This is a genomic window from Serratia nevei (assembly GCF_037948395.1).
GTDB lineage: Bacteria > Pseudomonadota > Gammaproteobacteria > Enterobacterales > Enterobacteriaceae > Serratia > Serratia nevei.
In genome coordinates, this window is the sequence record NZ_CP149940.1 from 805,759 (window position 1) to 829,692 (window position 23,934).

At 58.0% G+C, this 23,934-nt stretch carries 24 protein-coding genes and 4 tRNA genes; 22 read left to right on the top strand and 6 right to left on the bottom strand.

From position 1 onward, the window contains the following. The first annotated feature begins 12 nt into the window (after nt 1-12). The 4 genes from chbC (at nt 13) to chbG (ending at nt 4,577) form a co-directional block, all read left to right on the top strand. Nucleotides 13-1,374, top strand: coding sequence for a PTS N,N'-diacetylchitobiose transporter subunit IIC (gene chbC / locus V8N38_RS03685; RefSeq protein ID WP_049200339.1), 1,362 nt, complete (start codon nt 13-15; stop codon nt 1,372-1,374). Between the two features lie 43 nt (nt 1,375-1,417). Further along, a complete protein-coding gene (locus V8N38_RS03690) occupies nt 1,418-2,803 on the top strand; it encodes a glycoside hydrolase family 1 protein (RefSeq protein ID WP_147839749.1) in 1,386 nt (461 codons plus the stop codon). Nucleotides 2,804-2,818: 15 nt separating this feature from the next. After that, a complete protein-coding gene (gene chbR / locus V8N38_RS03695; protein WP_060425318.1) occupies nt 2,819-3,667 on the top strand; it encodes a transcriptional regulator ChbR in 849 nt (282 codons plus the stop codon). Between the two features lie 148 nt (nt 3,668-3,815). After that, nucleotides 3,816-4,577 carry a chitin disaccharide deacetylase gene (chbG, locus tag V8N38_RS03700; protein WP_060425319.1) on the top strand — a complete coding sequence of 254 codons (762 nt, stop codon included), beginning with the start codon at nt 3,816-3,818 and terminating at the stop codon, nt 4,575-4,577. Between the two features lie 9 nt (nt 4,578-4,586). Here chbG and V8N38_RS03705 read toward each other — a convergent pair whose 3' ends face one another. Beyond that, nucleotides 4,587-5,966 carry an MFS transporter gene (locus V8N38_RS03705; protein WP_049200345.1) on the bottom strand — a complete coding sequence of 460 codons (1,380 nt, stop codon included), beginning with the start codon at nt 5,964-5,966 and terminating at the stop codon, nt 4,587-4,589. Nucleotides 5,967-6,209: 243 nt separating this feature from the next. Between V8N38_RS03705 and pncC the strand changes: the two genes are divergently transcribed. The 13 genes from pncC (at nt 6,210) to luxS (ending at nt 15,887) form a co-directional block, all read left to right on the top strand. Further along, nucleotides 6,210-6,698: a nicotinamide-nucleotide amidase gene (gene pncC / locus V8N38_RS03710; RefSeq protein WP_147839750.1), complete on the top strand. Its 489-nt coding sequence runs from the start codon at nt 6,210-6,212 to the stop codon at nt 6,696-6,698. 111 nt (nt 6,699-6,809) lie between these two features. Further along, complete coding sequence (gene recA / locus V8N38_RS03715; protein ID WP_004932541.1) at nt 6,810-7,874, top strand: recombinase RecA; 1,065 nt, start codon at nt 6,810-6,812, stop codon at nt 7,872-7,874. A 60-nt stretch (nt 7,875-7,934) separates the two neighbouring features. Beyond that, nucleotides 7,935-8,447: a recombination regulator RecX gene (recX, locus tag V8N38_RS03720; protein ID WP_147839751.1), complete on the top strand. Its 513-nt coding sequence runs from the start codon at nt 7,935-7,937 to the stop codon at nt 8,445-8,447. A 133-nt stretch (nt 8,448-8,580) separates the two neighbouring features. Continuing rightward, nucleotides 8,581-11,208: an alanine--tRNA ligase gene (alaS, locus tag V8N38_RS03725; RefSeq protein WP_060425322.1), complete on the top strand. Its 2,628-nt coding sequence runs from the start codon at nt 8,581-8,583 to the stop codon at nt 11,206-11,208. A 252-nt stretch (nt 11,209-11,460) separates the two neighbouring features. Beyond that, entirely contained in the window at nt 11,461-11,646 is a 186-nt protein-coding gene (gene csrA, locus V8N38_RS03730) for a carbon storage regulator CsrA (protein ID WP_004091602.1), read from the top strand. A gap of 310 nt (nt 11,647-11,956) precedes the next feature. After that, a tRNA-Ser gene (locus V8N38_RS03735) sits at nt 11,957-12,049 on the top strand. A gap of 3 nt (nt 12,050-12,052) precedes the next feature. After that, nucleotides 12,053-12,129 (top strand) — tRNA-Arg (locus V8N38_RS03740). A 58-nt stretch (nt 12,130-12,187) separates the two neighbouring features. After that, nucleotides 12,188-12,264 (top strand) — tRNA-Arg (locus V8N38_RS03745). Nucleotides 12,265-12,316: 52 nt separating this feature from the next. Then, nucleotides 12,317-12,393 (top strand) — tRNA-Arg (locus tag V8N38_RS03750). Between the two features lie 175 nt (nt 12,394-12,568). Further along, nucleotides 12,569-13,135, top strand: a complete 567-nt coding sequence (gene yqaB / locus V8N38_RS03755; protein ID WP_033637176.1) for a fructose-1-phosphate/6-phosphogluconate phosphatase — start codon at nt 12,569-12,571, stop codon at nt 13,133-13,135. Beyond that, nucleotides 13,132-13,560 (top strand): YqaA family protein, encoded by a 429-nt coding sequence (locus tag V8N38_RS03760; protein ID WP_147839752.1) that lies wholly within the window; start codon nt 13,132-13,134, stop codon nt 13,558-13,560. Before yqaB ends, V8N38_RS03760 begins: the two co-directional genes overlap by 4 nt. 82 nt (nt 13,561-13,642) lie before the next feature. Continuing rightward, nucleotides 13,643-15,205: a glutamate--cysteine ligase gene (gene gshA, locus V8N38_RS03765; protein WP_147839753.1), complete on the top strand. Its 1,563-nt coding sequence runs from the start codon at nt 13,643-13,645 to the stop codon at nt 15,203-15,205. A 166-nt stretch (nt 15,206-15,371) separates the two neighbouring features. Then, complete coding sequence (luxS, locus tag V8N38_RS03770) at nt 15,372-15,887, top strand: S-ribosylhomocysteine lyase (protein ID WP_019455133.1); 516 nt, start codon at nt 15,372-15,374, stop codon at nt 15,885-15,887. 66 nt (nt 15,888-15,953) lie between these two features. On the opposite strand, the gene V8N38_RS03775 is transcribed toward luxS, so the two are convergent. Together V8N38_RS03775 and V8N38_RS03780 are read right to left on the bottom strand one after the other, a co-directional pair. Next, nucleotides 15,954-17,243 carry an HlyC/CorC family transporter gene (locus V8N38_RS03775; protein ID WP_038871814.1) on the bottom strand — a complete coding sequence of 430 codons (1,290 nt, stop codon included), beginning with the start codon at nt 17,241-17,243 and terminating at the stop codon, nt 15,954-15,956. Nucleotides 17,244-17,285: 42 nt separating this feature from the next. After that, a complete protein-coding gene (locus tag V8N38_RS03780) occupies nt 17,286-18,077 on the bottom strand; it encodes an inner membrane protein YpjD (protein WP_004932506.1) in 792 nt (263 codons plus the stop codon). Between the two features lie 169 nt (nt 18,078-18,246). Between V8N38_RS03780 and ffh the strand changes: the two genes are divergently transcribed. The 5 genes from ffh to rplS all read left to right on the top strand — a co-directional run bounded on the left by ffh (nt 18,247) and on the right by rplS (nt 21,863). Beyond that, complete coding sequence (gene ffh, locus V8N38_RS03785) at nt 18,247-19,608, top strand: signal recognition particle protein (RefSeq protein ID WP_004932504.1); 1,362 nt, start codon at nt 18,247-18,249, stop codon at nt 19,606-19,608. A 214-nt stretch (nt 19,609-19,822) separates the two neighbouring features. Further along, entirely contained in the window at nt 19,823-20,071 is a 249-nt protein-coding gene (rpsP, locus tag V8N38_RS03790) for a 30S ribosomal protein S16 (RefSeq protein WP_004932501.1), read from the top strand. A gap of 18 nt (nt 20,072-20,089) precedes the next feature. After that, entirely contained in the window at nt 20,090-20,638 is a 549-nt protein-coding gene (rimM, locus tag V8N38_RS03795) for a ribosome maturation factor RimM (RefSeq protein WP_019455135.1), read from the top strand. A 52-nt stretch (nt 20,639-20,690) separates the two neighbouring features. After that, a complete protein-coding gene (trmD, locus tag V8N38_RS03800; RefSeq protein WP_060440743.1) occupies nt 20,691-21,458 on the top strand; it encodes a tRNA (guanosine(37)-N1)-methyltransferase TrmD in 768 nt (255 codons plus the stop codon). Nucleotides 21,459-21,506: 48 nt separating this feature from the next. Continuing rightward, entirely contained in the window at nt 21,507-21,863 is a 357-nt protein-coding gene (gene rplS, locus V8N38_RS03805) for a 50S ribosomal protein L19 (protein ID WP_015376707.1), read from the top strand. A 142-nt stretch (nt 21,864-22,005) separates the two neighbouring features. Here the strand turns inward: rplS and V8N38_RS03810 are convergent, their stop codons facing one another. The 3 genes from V8N38_RS03810 to V8N38_RS03820 form a co-directional block, all read right to left on the bottom strand. After that, nucleotides 22,006-22,233, bottom strand: a complete 228-nt coding sequence (locus tag V8N38_RS03810; protein ID WP_016929021.1) for an ogr/Delta-like zinc finger family protein — start codon at nt 22,231-22,233, stop codon at nt 22,006-22,008. Between the two features lie 89 nt (nt 22,234-22,322). Further along, entirely contained in the window at nt 22,323-23,474 is a 1,152-nt protein-coding gene (locus V8N38_RS03815; protein WP_089185487.1) for a contractile injection system protein, VgrG/Pvc8 family, read from the bottom strand. Further along, a complete protein-coding gene (locus tag V8N38_RS03820) occupies nt 23,471-23,932 on the bottom strand; it encodes a phage tail protein (protein ID WP_147839754.1) in 462 nt (153 codons plus the stop codon). The genes V8N38_RS03815 and V8N38_RS03820 overlap by 4 nt, the downstream gene beginning before the upstream one ends. Between the last annotated feature and the right edge of the window lie 2 nt (nt 23,933-23,934).

Genomic DNA, 23,934 nt, shown 5'->3' on the forward strand with positions numbered 1-23,934 from the left:
CAGGAGGCCGCCGTGAATACCCTCATTGCCTCGCTCGAGAAGGTTATCCTGCCTTTCGCCGTAAAAATCGGTAAGCAGCCCCACGTCAACGCCATCAAGAACGGCTTTATCCGCCTGATGCCGCTGACCTTGACCGGGGCGATGTTCGTGTTGATCAACAACGTGTTCCTGAGCTTCGGCGAAGGATCGTTCTTCTATTCGCTGGGCGTGCGCCTGGATGCCTCCACCATCGAGACGCTGAACGGGCTGAAGAGCATCGGCGGCAGCGTTTACAACGGCACGCTGGGGATCATGTCCCTGATGACGCCGTTCTTTATCAGCATGGCGTTGGCCGAAGAGCGCAAGGTCGATCCGTTGGCTTCGGCATTGCTGGCGGTGGCGGCCTTTATGACCGTCACGCCGTTTAACGTCGGCGAGGCCTATGCGGTGGGCGCCAACTGGCTGGGCGGCGCCAACATCATTTCCGGTATGGTGATTGGGCTGGTGGTGGCCGAGATGTTCGCTTTCATCGTGCGGCGCAACTGGGTGATCAGCCTGCCGGACAGCGTGCCGGCTTCGGTGTCGCGCTCCTTCTCGGCGCTGATCCCCGGTTTCATCATCCTCTCCATCATGGGGCTGGTGGCGTTCGCGCTGGCGCACTGGGGCACCAACTTCCACCAGATCATCATGGACGGCATTTCGGCGCCGCTGGCCAAGATGGGCAGCGTGGTGGGCTGGGTGTACGTGCTGTTCTCTTCGCTGCTGTGGTTCTTTGGGGTGCACGGCTCCATGGCGCTGGCGGCGCTGGACAGCGGCATCATGACGCCGTTCGCGCTGGAAAACGTGGAGCTGTACAACAAATACGGTTCGGTCGAAGCGGCGGTGGCCGCCGGGAAAGAGTTCCATATGTGGGCGAAGCCGTTTGTCGACTCCTACATTTACCTCGGCGGCACCGGCTCGACGCTGGGCCTGATCATCGCCATCTTCATCGCCTCGCGCCGCGAAGATTACCGCCAGGTCGCCAAGCTGGCGACGCCGTCCGGCATCTTCCAGATCAACGAACCGATTCTGTTCGGCCTGCCGGTTATCATGAACCCGGTGATGTTCATTCCGTTCATCCTGGTGCAGCCGGTGCTGACCATCATCACCTCGCTGGCTTATTACTCCGGGCTGATCCCGCCTATCACCAACATCGCGCCCTGGACCATGCCGGTCGGCCTGGGGGCGTTCTTCAACACCAACGGCAGCATCATGGCCCTGTTGCTGAGCCTGTTCAACCTGGCGGTCGCCACCGTGATTTATCTGCCGTTCGTGGCGATCTCCAACAAGGCGCAGAGCCAGATCGACGCGGCGACGGAAAGCGAAGAAGACATCGCCAAGGCGCTGAAATTCTAACAGTGGAACGGGGCGGCGTGGCCGCCCCGCGAGGGACGCGAGTATGGAATATCAATTTGCCGACGGGTTCTGGTGGGGCAGCGCCACCTCCGCGCCGCAGTCTGAAGGGGCGGCCGCACGGGACGGCAAGAGCCGCAACATCTTCGACTATTGGTACGAGATCGCGCCCGAGCGCTTTCACGATCGGGTGGGGCCGGGCGAGGCCTCAACCTTTTACGACCATTTCCGTACCGATATCGGGCTGCTCAAAACGTTGGGCCACAACACCTTTAGAACGTCGATCTCGTGGTCGCGGCTGATCCCGGACGGCGACGGCGAGGTGAACCCGCAGGCGGTGGCTTTCTATAACGCGATGATCGACGAACTGCTGGTGCAGGGCATCACCCCGTTTATCAATCTCTACCACTTCGATATGCCGCTGTGCATGCAGCAGCGCGGCGGCTGGGAAAGCCGGGCGGTGGTCGAAGCCTATGCGCGTTACGCCGATACCTGTTTCGGTCTGTTTGGCGATCGGGTCACCCACTGGTTCACCTTCAACGAGCCGATCGTGCCGGTGGAGGCCGGCTACCTGAATGACCTGCACTACCCTTGTGTAGTGGACTTCAAACGGGCGGTCACCGTGGCGTATCACAGCGTACTGGCGCATGCCATGGCGGTGCAGCGTTTCAGAGCGCGGGAGCTGCCGGGGAATATCGGCATTATTTTGAACCTGAGCCCGACCTATCCGCGTTCCGATGCGCTGGAGGATCGGCAGGCCGCACACGACGCCGATCTGCTGCTCAACCGCAGTTTCCTCGATCCGGTCGCCAAAGGGCGTTATCCGGCGGCGTTGCTGCAGCTGCTGGAGCGGCATGGGCTGATGCCCCACTGCGAGCCGCAAGATGCGCAGCTGATTGAAGACGGCGTGGTGGACATCCTCGGCGTCAACTATTACCAACCGCGCAGGGTGCAGGCGAAAGAGGGGCGCCGTGCCGAGGGGCCGATCGCATCGCCGGAGGATTTGTTCAGTTACTATGCAATGCCGGGCCGCAAAATCAATCCGCACCGCGGCTGGGAGATCTACGAAAAGGGGCTGTACGACATCCTGATGGATCTGAAAGAGAACTACGGCAATCTGCCTTGTTATATTTCGGAAAACGGCATGGGCGTTGAAGGCGAAGAGGCGTTTATCGGCGTCGATGGGCGGGTGGAGGACGATTACCGCATCGACTTTATTCGCGAGCACCTGAAATGGCTGCACCGCGCGCTGGCGGAAGGCTCGCAGTGCAAAGGCTATCATCTGTGGACCTTTATCGACTGCTGGTCCTGGCTGAACGCCTACAAGAATCGTTATGGGCTGGTGCGGCTGGATCGGGCGGATCAGCGCCGCACCATCAAGAAAAGCGGCTACTGGTTTGCCGAGGCGGCCAGACGCAACGGATTTGACTAACGGGAGGCCGGCGCCGTGTCCGACAACCGAATTTCGCTGAGTGCGAACGACGTGAAGCTGATTCGCGAGCAGGATTTTTTTAACTGCAAAGATTTTCACCTGTTTATCTACAACAAGGTGGAAAGCGCCACCGGGCTGCATCAGCACGACTATTACGAGTTCACCATCGTACTGAGCGGCAAGTGCTACCAGGAGATCAACGGCAAGCGGGTGCTGCTGGAACGCGGGGATTTCGTCTTTATCCCTATCGGCTCCTACCACCAGAGCTTTTACGAGTTCGGCGCGACGAAAATCTTCAACGTGGCGGTCAGCAAAGCGTTCTTTGAAGAGCACTATTTGCAGCAGCTGCCGCGCTGTTTCGTCGCCTCGCAGGCCTACAGCCTGAGGAGCGAGTTTTTGGCCTATATCGAATCGGTGGTGAGTTCGCCGCAGTTTCGCGAGGATGATTTCGCCGAATTTCTCGAAACGCTGACCTTTTATGTGATCAGCCGCATTCGTCACTATAAGGAAGAAAACGACGGCGGCGATGATATCCCGCAGTGGCTGAAGAACACCCTGGCCGGCATGCATGACAAGGCGATGTTCGGCGAAAGGGCGTTGGCGAACATGGTGGCGCTGTCGGGGAAGACTCAGGAGTATCTGACCCGGGCGATGCGGCGTTACTACCATAAGACGCCGATGCAGGTGATCAATGAGATCCGCATCAATTTCGCCAAGACTCAGCTGGAGGTCACCAACTCTTCGGTTTCCGATATCGCCTTTGATTCCGGCTATGGCGATGTCAGCCTGTTCATTAAGAACTTCAAGCGGCTCACCGACGTGACCCCAGGCAACTACCGAAAAAAGTGCTACGGCCCTCTTTAGGGCCGCTCCCGATCAGTATCAACGCCGATATGCCGATGAGCTTCAGGCCGCCGGCCGGTTAATCATTCGATTTTTACCTTAGAGAAGGGGAATGCCGCGTCGGTCGGTCGGGCTTCCCTTGCCAAAAATCCATCTCGCGGGAGCCATTATGGAAAAACTACTGATCGTGAATGCCGACGACTTCGGCCTGAGCAAGGGGCAAAACTACGGCGTCATCGAGGCGTATCAGCATGGCGTGGTTTCCTCTACCACGGCGATGGTGAACGGCGGCGGCGCCCAGCACGCGGCGGCGCTCAGCCGGCAATATCCCGGGCTGCCGATCGGGCTGCATTTCGTTTTGACCCATGGTAGGCCGCTGGGCGCCATGCCTTCGCTGGTCAACGAGCATGGCGAACTGGGTAAATGGCTGTGGTGCCGCGCCGAGGCCGGCGAGCTGCAGCTGGACGAGATTCAGGAGGAACTGCAGCGCCAGTTCGCGCGGTTTGTGACGCTGTTCGGCAGGCCGCCGACGCACATCGACAGCCACCACCATGTGCATATGCAGCCGCAGATTTACCCGCTGGTGGAGGCGTTTGCGCAGGCACAGGGTCTGCCGCTGCGTCTCGATCGCGAAGAGGCGAAACGGCGCGATATTACGTTGCAGACGCCCTGCAGCACCGACGCGTTTGACGCGGGATTCTACGGTGAAATGATTTCCGAAGCCTTGTTCCTGCAGCGGTTGACGCGCGCCGACGAGCAGGGCGCCGAGTCATTGGAAATGATGTGCCACCCGGCGTTCCTCGACGCGACGATCCTGCAGAGCAAATATTGTCACCCGCGCCTCGTCGAGCTGGAGGTGTTGACCGCGCCGACGCTGAAAGCGGCGATCGCCGAACGCGGTTTCATGTTGGGCTCCTTCCTGGATCTGTAGCGCTGCCGTTTACAGCATGGCGTGCGCCTTTTTCAGGCCGGTATCCTCTTGCGGATCGGCCCCCTGAGGCAGGGGCTCCGCCTCCTGTTCCTCGGGCTGCGGCTCGTCGACATCGGGCGCCGCTTCCGGCGGCGGCATGGTGTCGTGAATGATCTGCTCATCGAAGGTCGGATTGAGCGCCGGCGACAGCGGCGAACTGGCGAGGCTGTCCGGCAGCGGAATATGCGGCACCGGTGCGTCCTGCGCCAGCTGAGGTTCCTCCGCTTTCGCCGTGCGGCTGAGGGCCGCCAGCAGCACGCCGCACAGGGCGAAGAAGGCGTACAGGATATTACCGCCAAGCGGCTCGATCAGCGCGCCGACCGCCAAGGGCCCGATGCTGGCGCCGACGCCGAACGCCATCAGCAGGCAGGCGGCCAGTGAGACGCGGCGCTCCGGCTCAATCAGATCGTTGGCCAGCGCCACTACCAACGGGTAGAGCGTAAACTGCAGCATGCTGACGACGAATCCCACCGCCAGCAGCAGCGGGAAATCGATGTGCGGCAGCAGCGCCAGCGGCAGCGCCGCCACGATCAGGAAAATAGCGTTGAGTCGCATCAGCAACGGGCGGCTATAGCGATCCGACAGCCAGCTGAGTGGGAACTGCGCCACCAGCCCGGCGAAGATGGCCAGTGCCATGAACAGGCCGGTTTGTTGAGTGGTTAAGGACTGCAGGCTGGCATAGACCGGCGCCAGGCCGTAAAACGAGCCCACCACCATGCCGATCACCAACGTGGTGGCCAGCACCTTGGGAATGGCGCCGACAAAGTAGCGCAGCTCCATCGGCGCCGGCGACATGTGGCGCGCATTGGTGCGGGTGGTGAGGGCGATGGGCACCAGACAGAGCGCGAAGCACAGCGCGATCACCAGCAGCGTGGTGATGCCCAGGTTGCTTTGCAGCATCAGCACGATCTGGCCCAGCGACATGCCGAGATAGGTCGCTGCCATATAGAAGCCGAACACCATGCCGCGCTGGTTGGATTCCGCCTGGTCGTTCAGCCAGCTTTCCAGCACCATGTACTGACACATCATGCACAGCCCGATCACCAGGCGCAGGGCGACCCAGGCGGGAATGAACTCCGTTAGGCCGTGCCCCAGCACCGCAGCGGTAATGATGCCGGCGCAGGCCACGTAGGCGCGGATATGCCCGACGCGGGCGATGAGAAAGTGGCCGACCTTGCCACCGATCACCAACCCGATGTAGTTGGCGGCGATGATGGCGCCGATCAGCGCGCTGCTGACGTGGATGGAGGCCAGCCGCAGCGAGACGTAGGTGGTGAGCAGGCCCGAGCCCAACAGCAGCAGCAGGGTGGTGGTGTACAACGGCAAGAATACGCCCAACGTTTTTTTCACGCTATCATCCTAATCTCTTCTGGTGCGCCCTGAGGCCGCCGCCGCAGCGTGCCGCCTCCGTGATGTTCCTTGTGCTGGTGCGCCGCCGCTCGCTGGGGCGCTTCTTTTGATACTAGCAGCTTGGCTGGGCGCTTAAAACCGCACCTCCTGCGAGGCGCTGCGCATTTCCACGCGTCGGCCGCCGCATCGCCTTGATAAATGCTACTATCGGGCGCATATACCTGAATTCGCGAGGGAGAGGTTATGAGTGAAAACCAACTGCGTCGGCTCAGCGTGCTGGTGGGGGAAAAACTGAAGGCACAGGGCCGCTGGATCACCTGTGCGGAATCCTGCACCGGCGGCGGTATTGCCAAGGCCATTACCGATATCGCCGGCAGCTCCGCCTATTTCGATCGCGGTTTCGTCACCTACAGCAATGCGGCGAAGCATGACCTGCTAGGGGTGCGCGAAGCCACGTTGGCGGTGCACGGCGCGGTCAGCGAAGAGGTGGTGCGCGAGATGGCGATAGGGGCGCTGCGGGCGGCGCAGGCCGATCTGGCGCTGTCGGTGAGCGGCATCGCCGGCCCGGACGGCGGCAGCGCGGAAAAGCCGGTCGGTACCGTGTGGTTCGGCTTCGCCGGCAGCGATGGCCGGGGGCTGTCGCGTAAGATGCAATTCGAGGGCGACCGCGACGCGGTGCGGCTGCAGGCGACGATTTTCGCGCTGCAAACCGCCATCGACGAATTTTTGTAAATTAGGCTTGATACTGTATGACCATACAGTATAATTAGTGACATTTCCTGCACAACATACATTCAGTGGCAGTGTGGGGTAACACCGGCATTGCGAAACGAAGGAGCAAAAATGGCTATTGATGAGAACAAGCAAAAGGCGTTAGCTGCGGCACTGGGCCAGATTGAGAAACAGTTCGGCAAAGGCTCCATCATGCGCCTGGGTGAAGACCGTTCCATGGACGTGGAAACGATCTCCACCGGCTCACTGTCACTCGATATCGCTCTGGGCGCCGGCGGCCTGCCGATGGGCCGCATCGTTGAAATCTACGGCCCGGAATCCTCCGGTAAAACCACCCTGACGCTGCAGGTCATCGCCGCTGCGCAGCGCGAAGGCAAAACCTGTGCGTTCATCGATGCCGAGCACGCGCTGGATCCTATTTATGCGAAAAAGCTGGGCGTCGATATCGACAACCTGCTGTGCTCCCAGCCGGACACCGGCGAGCAGGCGCTGGAAATCTGTGATGCGCTGACCCGCTCCGGCGCGGTTGACGTCATCATCGTCGACTCCGTGGCGGCGCTGACGCCGAAGGCGGAAATCGAAGGTGAAATCGGCGATTCACACATGGGCCTGGCGGCACGCATGATGAGCCAGGCGATGCGTAAGCTGGCCGGCAACCTGAAAAACGCCAATACCCTGCTGATCTTCATCAACCAGATCCGTATGAAAATTGGTGTGATGTTCGGCAACCCGGAAACCACGACCGGCGGTAACGCCCTGAAGTTCTACGCTTCGGTGCGTCTGGATATCCGCCGCATCGGCGCCATCAAAGAGGGCGACGAAGTGGTGGGCAGCGAAACCCGCGTGAAAGTGGTGAAGAACAAAATCGCTGCGCCGTTCAAGCAGGCTGAGTTCCAAATCATGTACGGCGAAGGCATCAACAGCCGTGGCGAGCTGGTCGATCTGGGCGTGAAGCACAAGATGATCGAAAAAGCCGGCGCCTGGTACAGCTATAACGGCGAGAAGATCGGTCAGGGCAAGGCGAATGCCTGTAACTTCCTGAAAGAAAACCCGGCTATCGCCGCTGAGCTGGATAAGAAGCTGCGTGACCTGCTGCTGCACAGCGGCGGTGAACTGGTGGCCGCTTCCGGTGACGACTTCGAAGACGACGAAGCGGAAACCAGCGAGCAGTTCTAATCGCTGAAGATATGCGCCGCCGTTCGTGTGGCGCATATCCCATAAATTCAGGCTTGAATGATGAATGACTTGCTAAGCCGCGCCATGCGCCTGCTGTCGCAACGCGATCATAGTGAAGCTGAACTGCGCCGCAAACTTGCGGCGCAGCCGTTTGTGGCGAAAGCCCGTTTTGGCGGCAGGGGGCCACATGCGCCGGCATCACCGCCGGGGGCTGAAGAGCCGGTGGATCCTGCGCTGATCGAGCAGGTTATTGCCTACTGTTACCAGCATAATTGGCTAGACGATAAGCGTTTCGCTCACAGCTACATCGGCAGCCGCAGCCGCAAAGGTTACGGTGCGCAGCGTATCCGCAGTGAACTGATGCAAAAGGGCGTCGACAAAGCGCTGGTGCAGGACGCGCTGGCAGAATGCGACATCGACTGGTGCGAACAGGCGAAACAGGTGGCGCAGCGAAAATTTGGCGATGCGTTGCCAACCGACTGGAAAGAGAAAGCCAAAGTGCAGCGCTATCTGCTCTATCGCGGCTTCTTCCAGGAAGAAATTCAGTCAATTTACCGTGATTTTGCGCAATGAGCGCACACGGGGTTTTACTTCCCTCTGAAGAAAATTTATCTTATCCCCACTTTTTGTTCGTGAGCTGGTTGTCATCGTCGGGATGACGCGTCACCGGCTCACGTGTCGTTATTCTAGCCTTTCCAGGAAAATTATGAGCAAGAGCACCGCTGAGATCCGTCAAGCGTTTCTCGATTTCTTTCATAGTAAGGGTCACCAGGTTGTAGCGAGCAGCTCCCTGGTGCCTAACAATGATCCGACATTGCTGTTTACCAATGCCGGCATGAACCAATTTAAGGATGTTTTCCTGGGGCTGGACAAACGCGCCTATTCCCGTGCCACCACCTCGCAGCGCTGCGTGCGCGCAGGCGGCAAGCACAATGACCTGGAAAACGTCGGCTATACCGCCCGTCACCACACCTTCTTTGAAATGCTGGGCAACTTCAGCTTCGGCGATTACTTCAAGCATGACGCGATCAGCTACGCGTGGGAACTGCTGACCGGTGAAAACTGGTTCAACCTGCCGAAAGAGCGACTGTGGGTCACCGTGTATGAAACCGATGACGAAGCGTTCGACATCTGGCAGAAGCAAATCGGCGTACCGGCCGAGCGCATTATCCGCATCGGCGACAACAAGGGCGCGCCTTTCGCTTCCGACAACTTCTGGCAGATGGGCGACACCGGCCCATGCGGCCCGTGCACCGAGATTTTCTACGATCACGGCGATCACATCTGGGGCGGCCCTCCTGGCAGCCCGGAAGAAGACGGCGACCGCTACATCGAGATCTGGAACATCGTTTTCATGCAGTTCAACCGCCAGTCCGACGGCACCATGCTGCCGCTGCCGAAACCTTCGGTGGATACCGGTATGGGCCTGGAGCGCATCGCGGCGGTGTTGCAGCATGTGAACTCCAACTACGAAATCGATCTGTTCCGTACCCTGATCGCCGCCGTGGCAAAAGTGACCGGTGCAACCGATCTGGACAACAAATCCCTGCGCGTTATCGCCGACCACATCCGTTCCTGCGCCTTCCTGGTGTCGGATGGCGTGATCCCGTCTAACGAAAACCGCGGCTACGTGCTGCGCCGCATCATTCGTCGCGCGATCCGCCATGGCAACATGCTGGGCGCGAAAGACACCTTCTTCTACAAGCTGGTGGCGCCACTGATCGAAGTGATGGGCCCGGCGGCCGACGAACTGAAACGCCAGCAATCGTTGGTGGAGCAGGTGCTGAAAACCGAAGAGGAGCAGTTTGCCCGCACGCTGGAGCGTGGCCTGGCGCTGTTGGACGAAGAGCTGGCCAAGCTGCAGGGCGATACCCTGGACGGCGAAACCGCTTTCCGTTTGTACGATACCTACGGTTTCCCGGTCGATCTGACCGCTGACGTCTGCCGCGAGCGCGGTCTGAAAGTCGATGAAGCGGGCTTTGAAGAAGCGATGGAAGCGCAGCGCCGCCGTGCGCGCGAATCCAGCGGTTTCGGCGCCGATTACAACAGCCTGATCCGCGTGGACGGCAGCAGCCAGTTCAGCGGTTACGATCACGACGAGCAGCAGGCAACTGTCATCGCGCTGTTCCGCGACGGCCAGCCGGTCGATCGGATCAACGCCGGCGAAGAGGCGGTGGTGGTGCTGGATGAGACGCCGTTCTACGGTGAATCCGGCGGCCAGGTCGGCGATAAAGGCGTGCTGAAAGCCGCCGGCGTAGAGTTTGTGGTCAACGACACCCAGAAATACGGCCAGGCTATCGGCCACCAGGGCAAACTGGCGCAGGGCTCGCTGAAGCTGAACGATCGCGTGGATGCGCAGATCGACGCTGAGCGCCGCAACAGCATCCGTCTGAACCACTCCGCGACTCACTTGCTGCACGCCGCGCTGCGCCAAACGCTGGGCGACCACGTCGCGCAGAAAGGCTCGCTGGTTAACGACAAATATCTGCGTTTCGACTTCTCGCACTTCGAAGCGATGAAGCCGGAGCAAATCCGCGCGGTGGAAGATCTGGTGAACCAGCAGGTGCGTCGTAACCTGCCGGTACAGACCGAGCTGATGGCGTTGGAAGATGCCAAAGAGAAGGGCGCGATGGCGCTGTTTGGCGAGAAGTACGATGACAACGTGCGCGTACTGACCATGGGCGACTTCTCCACCGAGCTGTGTGGCGGTACTCATGCCAGCCGCACCGGCGATATTGGCCTGTTCCGTATTCTGAGCGAGTCGGGCACCGCGGCGGGCATCCGTCGTATTGAAGCGGTGACCGGCGCAGGCGCTATCGCCACGCTGCACCAGCAAAGCGATTTGTTGCAAGACGTTGCGCAGCTGGTTAAGGGCGACAGCAACACCCTGACCGATAAAGTGCGCTCGGTGCTCGATCGCACCCGCGCGCTGGAAAAAGAACTGCAGCAGTTGAAAGATCAGCAGGCGGCGCAGGAAAGCGCGTCGCTGTCCAGCCAGGCAAAAGTGGTTAACGGCGTGAAGCTGTTGGTCAGCCAGTTGGACAATGTCGAAGCCAAAATGCTGCGCACCATGGTGGATGACCTGAAAAATCAATTGGGTTCAGCCATCATCGTGTTGGCAACGACGGCTGATGACAAAGTCAGCCTGGTTGCAGGCGTGACCAAGGATCTGACTGACCGCGTGAAAGCCGGCGAGTTGATTGGCAACGTGGCGCAGCAGGTAGGCGGCAAGGGCGGTGGTCGCCCTGATATGGCGATGGCGGGGGGGACGGATATCAACGCCCTGCCAGCGGCGTTAAACAGCGTAGAAGCCTGGGTGGCCTCGAAGCTGTGAACATAAATAAATAGCACGCACAAACGCCATAATACTTTGTTGATTATGGCGTTTTCATACTGTGCTAACACAATTTAGTTACAATTGCGGGAACAAAGTTTTTCAGGTCGGCTAAACTTACCATTATCTGAGGTGGGACCAAGTCTGCTTACACTTATTGTGGGTTGCGCGGCTTACGTTTTCACCACATATGATGGATAATGACGGGGAAACTGAGAGACCCGACTCTTTTAATCTTTCAAGGAGCAAAGAATGTTAATTCTGACTCGTCGAGTTGGTGAAACCCTCATGATTGGCGATGAGGTTACGGTCACTGTGCTAGGGGTAAAAGGCAACCAGGTGCGTATTGGTGTGAACGCCCCCAAAGAGGTTTCGGTTCACCGTGAAGAAATCTATCAGCGCATTCAGGCAGAGAAGTCTCAGCAGACGACTTACTGATTCCGAAGCAGCGTCTCGTTGCCAGACGAGACGCTACTGCATCGTTTTACCCACTTCTTTCGTTCTCCCCTCTCTTTTTCGTGATTATTTTCCCGGTTAGTTCCCTGCTTTGTTGCTACAGATGCTGCGGTTGCCTGTTGATAAAACGCCCTTTTTGCCGTGAAATCGCCCATGTTGGGTGCGAATTGTGCAAACGCGCATGAGTTGGGAAAAATTGTTTGACTTAAAAGTCGGAGAAAGTAATATGTGCGCCACGCAGTGCCGATGAGCTTCTCTAAAGCAAGTTAGGCGCAATTCGAAAGAAGCGTTTGGTGAGGTGGCCGAGAGGCTGAAGGCGCTCCCCTGCTAAGGGAGTATGCGGTCAAAAGCTGCATCCGGGGTTCGAATCCCCGCCTCACCGCCATTTGCATCCGTAGCTCAGCTGGATAGAGTACTCGGCTACGAACCGAGCGGTCGGAGGTTCGAATCCTCCCGGATGCACCATATTAGCCGTATGGTAGAGTTGGGAACAAAGTACCATAGGGTATCAAAGAATTACTGTGCATCCGTAGCTCAGCTGGATAGAGTACTCGGCTACGAACCGAGCGGTCGGAGGTTCGAATCCTCCCGGATGCACCATTCTTTAAGTCTGGCTTCATTAGCGAAGCAGGCAAGCAGTAAAAATAGTAATGCATCCGTAGCTCAGCTGGATAGAGTACTCGGCTACGAACCGAGCGGTCGGAGGTTCGAATCCTCCCGGATGCACCATCTAAGAGAAACCCGCTTCGGCGGGTTTTTCGCTTTTCAGCATTTAGCCATTCTCTCTCCCCCGTCCTCCTTTGCGCCCGATCGGGCACAGCACATTCCGTTATGACGCAGTCAGCGACAACCCAACGGCTTTACGCTAAAGTAGTTTTCTTTCCTCAACGATCATGGAGTAACGATGTACGACCGCTATCAGGGTCTTATTTTCGACATGGACGGCACGATTCTGGACACCGAGCCAACGCACCGCAAAGCGTGGCGTGAAGTGCTGTCCCGTTATGGCATGACGTTTGATGAAGCGGCCATGGTGGCGCTGAGCGGTTCACCGACCTGGCGCATCGCCCAGGCGATTATCGCCAGCCATCAGGCCGATCTCGATCCCCATCACCTGGCCGCGGAGAAAACCCGCGCGGTGGAAGCGATGCTGTTGGACAGCGTGCGTCCATTGCCGCTGATCGAGGTGGTGAAGTCCTATCACGGCCGCCGTCCGATGGCGGTCGGTACCGGCAGCGAGCACCGCATGGCGGAAATGCTGCTGCGTCATCTCGGCCTGTTCAACTGCTTCGACGCGATCGTCGGTGCGGACGACGTGCAGCGCCACAAACCGGAGCCGGACACCTTCTTGCGCTGTGCCGAACTGATCGGCGTGCCGCCGGAAAAATGCGTGGTGTTTGAAGACGCCGATTTCGGCATTCAGGCGGCGAAAAGTGCCGGTATGGCTGTGGTAGACGTCCGTACGCTGTGAGTAGTACGCTAGTCGTAATATCGTTATTTGGCAGTAGCTTCCTCAGTGCGACGCTGCTGCCGGGAAATTCAGAAATCGTTCTGGTCGCCTTGCTGACCCAGAGTCGCGTCTCGCCGGAGTTGCTGGTGCTGGCCGCGACTCTGGGCAACACGCTGGGTGGCTTGACCAATGTCATTATCGGGCGCCTGTTACCGGCGTTGAAACCACAGCGGGGGCTGGCAACGGCGCTCGGGTGGCTGCAACGCTTCGGCCCGGCTGCGCTGCTGCTCAGCTGGGTGCCGGTGGTGGGCGATTTGTTGTGCGTGTTGGCAGGTTGGCTGCGCATGCCCTGGGGCTCTGTCGCGCTGTTTCTGTGTATCGGAAAGGCGCTGCGTTACATCGTTTTGGCTATGATAACGGTACAGGGCATCGCCTGGTGGCAGTAACCAAGTGAATATAACTCAATATTCTCTCGGGTGCGGATTCAGTATGCTTACGAGTTATTGTTTTTAGAAGCGGGAGGTCAATTTGATCCCGGACGTATCACAGGCGCTTTCTTGGTTGGAAGCCCATCCCCAGGCATTAAAAGGTATTCGTCGTGGCATCGAGCGTGAAACGCTGCGGGTCACGCCGAACGGCACCTTGGCGACCACCGGGCATCCGGAAAAGCTGGGCGCGGCATTGACGCACCACTGGATCACCACGGATTTCGCCGAAGCGCTGTTAGAGTTCATTACGCCGGTTGATGACAACATCGATCACCTGCTGACGTTCCTGCGCGATATTCATCGTTACGTGGCGCGCAATATCGGCGATGAGCGTATGTGGCCGCTCAGCATGCCGTGCTTTATCGAAGCCGAGCAGGATATCGAGCTGGCGCAGTTTGGTTCGTCGAACATCGGCCGCATGAAGACGCTGTACCGCGAAGGGCTGAAGAATCGCTACGGCGCGCTGATGCAGACCATTTCCGGCGTGCACTACAACTTCTCGCTGCCGCTGGAGTTTTGGCAGGCCTGGGCCGGGGTGCAGGACGCAGAAAGCGGTAAAGAGCAGATCTCGGCGGGGTATTTCCGCCTGATCCGCAACTATTACCGTTTCGGTTGGGTGATCCCGTATCTGTTCGGCGCATCGCCGGCCATTTGTTCTTCGTTCCTCAAAGGGCGTGAGACCAATCTGCCGTTCGAGCGCACCGAGCAGGGGATGTGCTACCTGCCGTACGCCACCTCGCTGCGTCTGAGCGACCTGGGTTACACCAACAAGTCGCAGAGCAATTTGGGTATCACCTTCAACGATCTGCACAGCTATGTGGCCGGTCTGAAGCGGGCAATTGCGACGCCTTCTGAAGAGTTCGCCAAGCTGGGCGTGAAAGAGGGCGATCGCTACCTGCAGCTGAACAGCAACGTGCTGCAAATCGAGAACGAGCTGTATGCGCCGATCCGGCCGAAGCGCGTGACCCAAAGCGGCGAGACGCCGTCGGACGCGCTGCTGCGCGGCGGCATCGAATACATCGAAGTGCGTTCGCTGGATATCAACCCGTTCTCGCCAATCGGCGTGGACTCGGTGCAGGCGCGTTTCCTGGATCTGTTCCTGGTGTGGTGCGCGCTGGCCGATGCGCCGGAGATGAGCAGCGATGAACTGCTGTGCACGCGCAAGAACTGGAACCGGGTGATTCTGGAAGGGCGTAAGCCGGGCCAGACCATCGGCATCGGCTGTGGCGCCAGCCATGAACCGCTCGAAAAAGTGGGTAAGGCGCTGTTCGCCGATCTGCGTCGGGTGGCGGAAGTGTTGGACGGCGAAGCCGGCAACCGTCAATACCAGCAGGTGTGTGATGAGCTGGTTGCCGCGTTCGACGATCCTGAGTTGACCTTCTCTGCGCGCATTCTGAAGGCGATGAAGGCGGAAGGCACCGGGCGCGTCGGGTTGCAGCTGGCGGAGCAGTATCGTCAGACGTTGCTGGAAGAGCCGTTGGAAATCCTGAACGAAGCCGAGCTGGATAAAGAGCGGGAAGCCTCGTGGCAGCGCCAACGCGACATAGAAGCCAATGATACGCTAAGCTTTGAAGCGTTCCTGAAGCAAAACGGCGGAAGCTGAAAAAGAAAAAGGCCACATCAATGTGGCCAAATATGCATCTCTGATGACAGGGATGATGATAACAAATGCGCGTCTTTCACATACTCAGACTCGCAGGGTTAGAAAAGGTTTCCCGGTTAGGAAAAAAAGTTTCGAAATAAATGCTCTTTTACGAGGAGGTAGCGAAATGCCATTGCTGGATAGCTTTACCGTCGATCATACCCGTATGGCAGCTCCGGCTGTCCGCGTTGCGAAAACCATGAAAACGCCTCATGGCGATACCATCACGGTGTTTGATCTGCGCTTTTGCCGCCCGAACCTGGAAGTGATGCCCGAGCGCGGCATTCACACGCTGGAGCACCTGTTCGCCGGCTTTATGCGTGACCACCTGAACGGCCAGGGCGTGGAGATTATCGACATCTCCCCGATGGGCTGTCGTACCGGTTTCTACATGAGCCTGATCGGCGTGCCGGAAGAGCAGCGCGTAGCCGATGCGTGGAAAGCGGCGATGGCCGACGTGCTGAAAGTGACCGACCAGCGCAAAATCCCTGAGCTGAACGAATACCAGTGCGGCACTTACCATATGCACTCGCTGGAAGAAGCGCAGGAGATCGCCAAGCACATCCTGGATAACGACGTGGTGGTTAACCACAACGACGAGCTGGCGCTGCCGAAAGAGAAGCTGCAGGAACTGCATATCTAGCCGCGAGTTTCCCGCAGAGATAAAAAAAGACGCGATTTCGCGTCTTTTTTACTTTCAGACTGGCGGTCAGTGGTGGCCGACGCTGGATTGCAGCGAGGTGATCGGCGTGACTCGCACCTGTTTGATCATGTTGCCCTGCACGTCGAGAATGTCGATATCGTAATGGCCGATACGCACCCGGGTGCCGGTTTCAGGGATCTCTTCCAGCTCTTCGAGCAGCATGCCGTTGACGGTGCGGGCCTCGCTGGCCGGCAGGGTCCAGTTGAAGGCCTTGTTCAGTTCGCGCACGTTGGCGGTACCGTCGATCAAGACCGAGCCATCGCTCTGCGGCGTGACCTCTTCCGCCAGCGTTGGTGACATTGAGGTGGTGAAGTCGCCGACGATCTCTTCGAGAATGTCTTCTACCGTGACCAGGCCCTGAATGTCGCCGTACTCGTCGACCACGATGCCGACCTTCTCTTTGTTGCGCTGGAACTTCACCAGCTGCACGTTGAGCGGCGTGCCTTCCGGCACGAAGTAGATTTCATCGGCGGCGCGCAGCAGGTTCTCTTTGTTGAACTCTTTTTTCTCGGTCATCAGGCGGTAGGCTTCGCGCACGCGCAGCATGCCGATCGCGTCGTCCAGCGAGCTGCGATACAGCACGATGCGGCCGTGCGGCGAGTGGGTCAGCTGGCGCATGATCGATTTCCAGTCGTCGTTGACGTCGATGCCGACGATCTCGGTGCGCGGCACCATGATGTCGTTAACCGTCACCTTTTCCAGGTCCAGCACCGAGATCAGCATGTCCTGGTTGCGTCGGGAGATTTGCGACTGGGATTCGCGCACGATAGTGCGCAGCTCATCCTTGCTGACGGCGTCGCTGATGCGCACGTTGGTGCGGATGCCGAACAGGCGCAAGGTCAGGCTGGTGATGCCGTTGAGCAGCCAGACCAGCGGGAACATCACCTTTTGCAATGGGGCCAGCAGGACGCTGCTGGGGAAGGCAATACGTTCCGGATAGAGGGCGGCGAAGGTCTTTGGCAGCACTTCGGCGAACAGCAGCACGGCGAAGGTCAGTATGCCGGTCGCGATCGCCACGCCGAGATCGCCATACAGCCGCATGCCGACGATGGTCGCTAGCGCCGAGGCGAGGATGTTGACCAGGTTGTTGCCGATCAGCACCAGGCCGATCAGTCGATCCGGTTTTTGCAGCAGCTTCTCCACCCGACGCGCCGAGCGGTTGCCCTGTTTGGACAGGTGACGCAGGCGATAACGGTTGAGCGTCATCATGCCGGTTTCGGAAGCGGAGAAGTAAGCGGAGACCACGATCATGATCACCAGGATAATGATGAGGGTCCCCGTCGACACATGCTCCAATGCAGTATTCCTTATAGATAGGGAGAATTGAACCGGGCTGGCTTAGCGCACCATCACCTGCTGAATCAGACGGCTGCCGAAGTAGGCGAGCGTCAGCAGGAAGGCGCCGGCGAAGCTGAACCAGACGACGCGGCGGCCGCGCCAGCCTTCATGATAATGGCCCCACAACAGCACGATATACACGAACCAGGCCATGATCGACAGCACGGCTTTATGCACGTTCTCTTTGCTGAACAGATTATCCATGTACAGCAAGCCGGTGCACAGGGTGAGCGTCAGCAGCACCACGCCGATCTGGGTGATATGGAACATCTTGCGCTCGATGCTCATCAGCGGCGGCATGTCGGCACTAAAGGTCAACTTCTTGTTTTTCAGAAGGTAGTCGAGCCAGGCGAGCTGCAAGGCGTAGAGCGCGGCGATGATCAGGGTAGCGTAAGAGAACAGCGCCAGGCCGATATGCACCATCAGTTCCGGGCTGGCTTCCAGGTGAGTGATGAACTCGCCGGGCATGAAGCTGGCGAAGGCCAGGTTGATCATCGCGAAGCTGTAGACGATCGGCAGCAGGAACCAGCCGCGGTCGCGCGAGGCGACGAAGGTCATCACCGAGCAGATGATCAGGCTGACGATGGAGCCAATGTTCAGCAGGCTGAGATTCTGCCCGGCGCTGACGTCAAAGATGCGCTGCTGCAGCGCGATGGCATGGCAAATCAGCGCCACCACCGCCGAGACGAGGGCAAGCCGACGGTATGCGCTGTTCTTCCGCAACAAGCTGGGAATGATCAGTCCAAGGCTGAGCAGGTAGGCCATCAAAGCCACAATGGAGAAAACTGGCATAGCGTTTAATTTTGCTTCGGCGTGGTTAATTGGAGTGTCAGTATAACGTTGCGCGCGTTTCACTCCAACCTATCTCCAACGCTGAGGCAGAGATCCGCCGCGCTTCGTGTTATCATCGGCGCAATTGTGTCGCCGGAGCGGCCTGTCATTACACGTTGAGCATGAGACGATGTTTGAAAATTTAACCGATCGATTGTCGCGCACGTTGCGCAATATCAGCGGCCGCGGGCGGCTGACCGAAGAGAATATCAAGGAAACCCTGCGTGAAGTGCGCATGGCATTGCTGGAAGCGGACGTTGCGCTGCCGGTGGTGCGCGACTTCATCAACCGCGTCAAAGAGAGCGCGGTCGGCCATGAAGTCAACAAGAGCCTGACGCCGGGGCAGGAGTTCGTCAAGATCGTCAAAGGCGAGCTGATCGCCGCGATGGGCGAAGTCAACACCGAGCTGAATCTGGCGGCCCAGCCGCCGGCGGTGGTGCTGATGGCGGGCTTGCAGGGTGCCGGTAAAACCACCAGCGTCGGTAAACTCGGCAAATTCCTGAAAGAAAAACAGAAGAAGAAAGTGTTGGTGGTTTCCGCGGACGTTTATCGCCCGGCGGCGATCAAACAGCTGGAAACGCTGGCGGAAGGCGTCGGCATCGATTTCTTCCCGTCTGACGTCAAAGAAAAACCGATCGACATCGTCAATCGCGCGCTGCAACAGGCCAAGCTGAAGTTCTACGACGTACTGATCGTCGATACCGCCGGCCGTTTGCACGTTGACGAAGCGATGATGGACGAGATCAAACAGGTGCACGCGGCGATCAAGCCGGTGGAAACCCTGTTCGTGGTCGACGCCATGACCGGCCAGGACGCCGCCAATACCGCCAAGGCGTTTAACGAAGCGCTGCCGCTGACCGGCGTGGTGCTGACCAAGGTCGACGGCGACGCGCGCGGCGGTGCCGCGCTGTCCATCCGTCATATCACCGGCAAGCCGATCAAATTCCTCGGCGTGGGCGAGAAGACCGAAGCGCTGGAGCCGTTCTACCCGGATCGCGTGGCATCGCGCATCCTGGGCATGGGCGACGTGCTGTCGCTGATCGAAGATATCGAAAGCAAGGTCGACCGCGAGCAGGCGGAGAAGTTGGCCAACAAGCTGAAGAAGGGTGACGGTTTCGATCTGACCGACTTCCTGGAGCAGCTCAAGCAGATGCGCAACATGGGCGGCATGGCCAACATGCTGAGCAAGCTGCCGGGCGCCGGCCAGCTGCCGGACAACGTCAAGTCGCAGATGGACGATAAAGTGCTGGTGCGCATGGAGGCGATCATCAACTCGATGACGCTGAAAGAGCGCGCCAAACCGGAAATCATCAAGGGCTCGCGCAAGCGCCGCATCGCGATGGGGGCCGGCATGCAGGTGCAGGACGTCAACCGCTTGCTGAAGCAGTTCGACGAAATGCAACGTATGATGAAGAAGATGAAGAAAGGCGGTATGGCGAAGATGATGCGCGGCATGAAAGGTATGATGCCGCCGGGCTTCCCGGGCCGCTGATGGGCCTCCGCACGCCGAGTGCGGGCGCTTTCAGCATTCGCCGTTCGCGGTGAAAACCGCCCGAAATTTGACAAGTTGCAAAAGTTGTCCCCTGCGATCGACGCTTTAGATTGCTTTTTGCGCCAAAATGAGTAAAATTTTCGGGCTTTTTATATTGCAACCGGGCCCCGTCCCTCAATGGGGCCCGGCTGTTTTATTAACTAAAGAGGATGTTATGGTAACAATTCGTTTGGCACGTGGCGGCGCTAAAAAGCGTCCGTTCTATCAAGTAGTAGTGACCGACAGCCGCAACGCTCGTGATGGTCGTTTCATCGAGCGCGTAGGCTTCTTCAACCCGATCGCTTCCGGTCAGGCTGAAGCACTGCGTCTGGACCTGGACCGCATCGAGCACTGGGTTGGTCTGGGTGCAACCGTTTCTGATCGCGTTCACGCGCTGATCAAAGACGCTAAGAAAGCAGCTTAATCTGTCGCGGTGGTGGCAATGAGCAAGCAACTCAAACCGGTAGCGCCTAAGCAGCCGATTGTACTCGGTAAAATGGGGTCCGCTTACGGCATTCGTGGTTGGCTCAGAGTGTTTTCATCCACCGAGAACGCCGAAAGCATTTTTGACTATCAGCCGTGGTTTATCCAGCAGGCGGGTCAGTGGCAGCATATCGAGTTGGAAGACTGGAAGCGCCACAGTCAGGATCTGATCATCAAGGTCAAAGGCATTGACGATCGGGACGCGGCGAATCTGCTGACTAATCGCGAGATTATGGTGGATTCTGAGCAACTTCCTCCGCTGGAGGGTGACGATTACTACTGGAAAGACCTGATGGGCTGCCAGGTAGTCACCACCGCCGGCTACGAGCTGGGTAAAGTCATCGATATGATGGAAACCGGCTCGAACGATGTGATGGTTGTGAAAGCGAACCTGAAAGATGCGTTCGGCATGAAGGAGCGGTTGATTCCGTTTCTTCATGGGCAGGTTATCAAGAAAGTCGATCTCACTGCCCGCGTGATTGAGGCAGATTGGGATCCTGGTTTTTGACCCCCGGATCAAACGGTCGAAGCAAGTGGAATAACGGTAAGGGGATTGGCTTGTGTTCATCGGTATTGTAAGCCTGTTTCCTGAGATGTTCCGCGCTATCACCGATTACGGGGTGACTGGCCGGGCAGTAAAAAATGGCCTGCTGAGCGTGCAGTGTTGGAGTCCTCGCGACTTCACCTACGACCGGCATCGCACCGTGGACGATCGCCCTTATGGCGGCGGCCCGGGAATGCTGATGATGGTGCAACCTTTACGGGAAGCCATTCATGCGGCGAAAGAAGCGGCAGGCGAGGGAGCAAAGGTGATTTATCTGTCACCTCAGGGGCGCAAGCTGGATCAAACCGGCGTGTGCGAACTGGCGGCCAATCAGAAGATGATTCTGGTGTGCGGCCGTTACGAAGGGATAGATGAGCGCGTAATCCAAACCGAAATTGACGAAGAGTGGTCAATCGGCGATTACGTTCTCAGCGGCGGGGAACTGCCGGCGATGACCCTGATTGATTCAGTCGCCCGTTTCATACCGGGTGTGCTGGGCCATCAGGCCTCAGCGGAGGAAGACTCCTTCGCCGACGGATTGCTGGACTGCCCGCACTATACCCGCCCAGAGGTGTTGGAAGGGATGGAAGTACCGCCGGTTCTACTGTCGGGCAACCATGCCGAGATACGTCGCTGGCGCTTAAAGCAGTCGCTGGGCCGAACCTGGCTTAGAAGACCTGAACTTCTAGAAAGCCTAGCTCTGACTGACGAGCAAGCGGTGTTGCTGGCTGAGTTCCAACGGGAACATCAGGCCAGGCAACAGGACTATGAAGGAAACGTCTGACATCAGACGGGACCGATATATCAGTTTACCTAGGGTAAGAGACATATTATGAGCAACATTATTAAGCAACTTGAACAAGAGCAGATGAAACAAGACGTACCTGCATTCCGTCCGGGTGATTCCGTGGAAGTGAAGGTATGGGTCGTTGAAGGTAGCAAAAAACGTCTGCAGGCATTCGAGGGCGTGGTTATCGCTATCCGTAACCGCGGTCTGCACTCTGCATTCACTGTTCGTAAGATTTCCAACGGCGAAGGTGTTGAGCGCGTATTCCAGACTCACTCCCCAGTAATCGACAGCATTACTGTTAAACGTCGTGGTGCCGTTCGTAAAGCTAAACTGTACTACCTGCGTGAACGTACTGGTAAGGCTGCTCGTATCAAAGAGCGTCTGAACCGCGTTAACTAACGCTGCATCCAAAAGTTAATAGTTATCAGGGGTTGGCCTATGCCAACCCCTTTTTTTATCTGAAAATCCGGCTTGGTTGCATTTGCGAGATTTGGCCACGTTGTAGCGACATTAAAAAGCCTGCATCAGCAGGCTTTTTGCATTACAGCGCGGCAGCGCTTTGTTTATGCTGATTCTCCGGCGGGTGCGGCTGCGCCGGGACAATGTCATCGCCGGGCTTGACGATCACCCGTGCAACGGATTCGTGAGTGGCGAATGTACAGCTGCAGTTGATGTTGCGGCATTGATGGTAACGCTCTTTGGTCGACTCGCTCAGATAGCGACTGGAGCGAGTGTGAGCCACGTGACCGCATAGTGGACAGTGCATCATAGTTGAATCCCTCGTTCTGCTACGTCAAGTTATATGACTTATAATAGCCCATAAACTCGCAAAAGCAAGATTAAGATGCAAATGAAATATCACGACTCGGTGCTTTGGTACGCCAGGTCGACCAACGAGATCTCCAGATCCAGGCTGCAGGTATAGCCTGCGGCGCTCAGGTTATGGGTGACTTTATCGATGACCCACCGCTGGTCATCGATGACGTTTTTAAAGCCGCGCACCTGAATAGGGCGTTCAGGAAACAGGTCTGGACGTCCTACCGCCAGATTGATCGTAAACCTGGCTACGCCTTTTTGGATGCGCTTAAATACTGCTTCGGCCGCGCGCATGGCGGAAACCTTGTCGCGGAATACTTTCGGTATGTGGTAGACCTGGTCGGGTTGGCCCGCCATATAACTTGACGCGTTCTCCTGCTTGGCGACGGGCGTGCCGGGCTTGGCGGCGGGATGCCGCGCTTCGCCGCTCCTGGGCGCCAAAGGCTGGCGGTGAAGGCTGACCTTTTTCTGCGCCTCTTCGGGCTTATCCGTGTTGAGCCAAACGGCGGAGACGCCGCTGTAGGCTTTGGCATCCGCCAATTGAAAGGTATGGCGATCGCCGTCGTTGCGCGTCAACGTCATCATAGGGATCGGATCACCGTTCGCTGTGCGCCCCATACCCGGCGTCAGAAACAAAATCCGCTGATACTTGATGCTGGCCTGAGCACCGTTAAGGATGGCAAGGCGGGTGAGAAACTGCAGGTCTGACTCGTTGGTTTGGTCGATGTGAGGAATGCTGATGGCTGCAATCTCCGCCGCCAGCGAGGGAGCCGGCAAGTTATTGCGATCGGCGATCTGTTGCACGATATCGCCAACCGTTTTCTCGTGATAAGACAGGCTGCGCAATTGTGTCATCGAGCTGCGAAAATCCGCGCTGCGGGCGGTGATTTGCAGGGTATCCGGCGTGCCGCTGTGGATAACGGTATCGACGACGAATTTTCCCTGGCCGATTAAGGCGGAACCCTGCCAGCCGAGGAACAGCTCAAGAATCGCCCCCCGCTCGGGCATACGCAGCTGGCCGTCGCCGTCATCCAATGTGAGGCTGAGGGTGTCCGCTTTGAACCCGCTGAAATCCTCCATCTTCAGTGAGATCAACCGATCGCGGATATTCTCCGTGACGTCTTTTTCGCTCAGTGTCAGAATAAAGTCGGGGGCGAGTTTCGCCCCCACGGGTTGATAGGTTTCAGTGATCATAAGCTTATCCCCGTCGCTTTTTGCGCTTTATCGAGCAAGTCGGTCGCTTGCTGCCGCAGATCGCCAAACATGGCATGCAACGACTCATCGACGCGTTTCAGCGTGATATCGAAATTAATCTGTCGCGGCTGCCCATCCGGAAAGAAGTGGGTGCTGGTTTGAGAAATTTTCTGGATCACGAACATACCGTAAATGGTGCCGCTGCCTTCAATCAGCGGCCAGGCGCGGCCTTGCTCCGCCATGGTCTGCAGCGTGAGCAACGAAAGACGTCCGCCGGTCAGTTCCGGCAGCAGTTGACCGCTGAGCGTGATCGTCTCCGTATCGACGCCAAGAAACTGTGAGGTGGCACGTTGTCCAACCCTGTTGTTTTCAGGCCAACGGTAGTCCATCTGACGATTCATGGTTTGATAAGGGACTGTGCGTAACATAAATACGAACAGCCCAAGCGTTAGCATCATGA

Coding starts and splice junctions, on each gene's coding strand:
- V8N38_RS03690 (WP_147839749.1), top strand. CDS start 1,418: ATGGAATATCAATTTGCCGACGGGTTCTGGTGGGGCAGCGCCACCTCC.
- chbG (WP_060425319.1), top strand. CDS start 3,816: ATGGAAAAACTACTGATCGTGAATGCCGACGACTTCGGCCTGAGCAAG.
- pncC (WP_147839750.1), top strand. CDS start 6,210: ATGAGTGAAAACCAACTGCGTCGGCTCAGCGTGCTGGTGGGGGAAAAA.
- recA (WP_004932541.1), top strand. CDS start 6,810: ATGGCTATTGATGAGAACAAGCAAAAGGCGTTAGCTGCGGCACTGGGC.
- recX (WP_147839751.1), top strand. CDS start 7,935: ATGAATGACTTGCTAAGCCGCGCCATGCGCCTGCTGTCGCAACGCGAT.
- alaS (WP_060425322.1), top strand. CDS start 8,581: ATGAGCAAGAGCACCGCTGAGATCCGTCAAGCGTTTCTCGATTTCTTT.
- csrA (WP_004091602.1), top strand. CDS start 11,461: ATGTTAATTCTGACTCGTCGAGTTGGTGAAACCCTCATGATTGGCGAT.
- yqaB (WP_033637176.1), top strand. CDS start 12,569: ATGTACGACCGCTATCAGGGTCTTATTTTCGACATGGACGGCACGATT.
- luxS (WP_019455133.1), top strand. CDS start 15,372: ATGCCATTGCTGGATAGCTTTACCGTCGATCATACCCGTATGGCAGCT.
- V8N38_RS03780 (WP_004932506.1), bottom strand. CDS start 18,077: ATGCCAGTTTTCTCCATTGTGGCTTTGATGGCCTACCTGCTCAGCCTT.
- ffh (WP_004932504.1), top strand. CDS start 18,247: ATGTTTGAAAATTTAACCGATCGATTGTCGCGCACGTTGCGCAATATC.
- rpsP (WP_004932501.1), top strand. CDS start 19,823: ATGGTAACAATTCGTTTGGCACGTGGCGGCGCTAAAAAGCGTCCGTTC.
- rimM (WP_019455135.1), top strand. CDS start 20,090: ATGAGCAAGCAACTCAAACCGGTAGCGCCTAAGCAGCCGATTGTACTC.
- rplS (WP_015376707.1), top strand. CDS start 21,507: ATGAGCAACATTATTAAGCAACTTGAACAAGAGCAGATGAAACAAGAC.
- V8N38_RS03810 (WP_016929021.1), bottom strand. CDS start 22,233: ATGATGCACTGTCCACTATGCGGTCACGTGGCTCACACTCGCTCCAGT.
- V8N38_RS03815 (WP_089185487.1), bottom strand. CDS start 23,474: ATGATCACTGAAACCTATCAACCCGTGGGGGCGAAACTCGCCCCCGAC.
- V8N38_RS03820 (WP_147839754.1), bottom strand. CDS start 23,932: ATGATGCTAACGCTTGGGCTGTTCGTATTTATGTTACGCACAGTCCCT.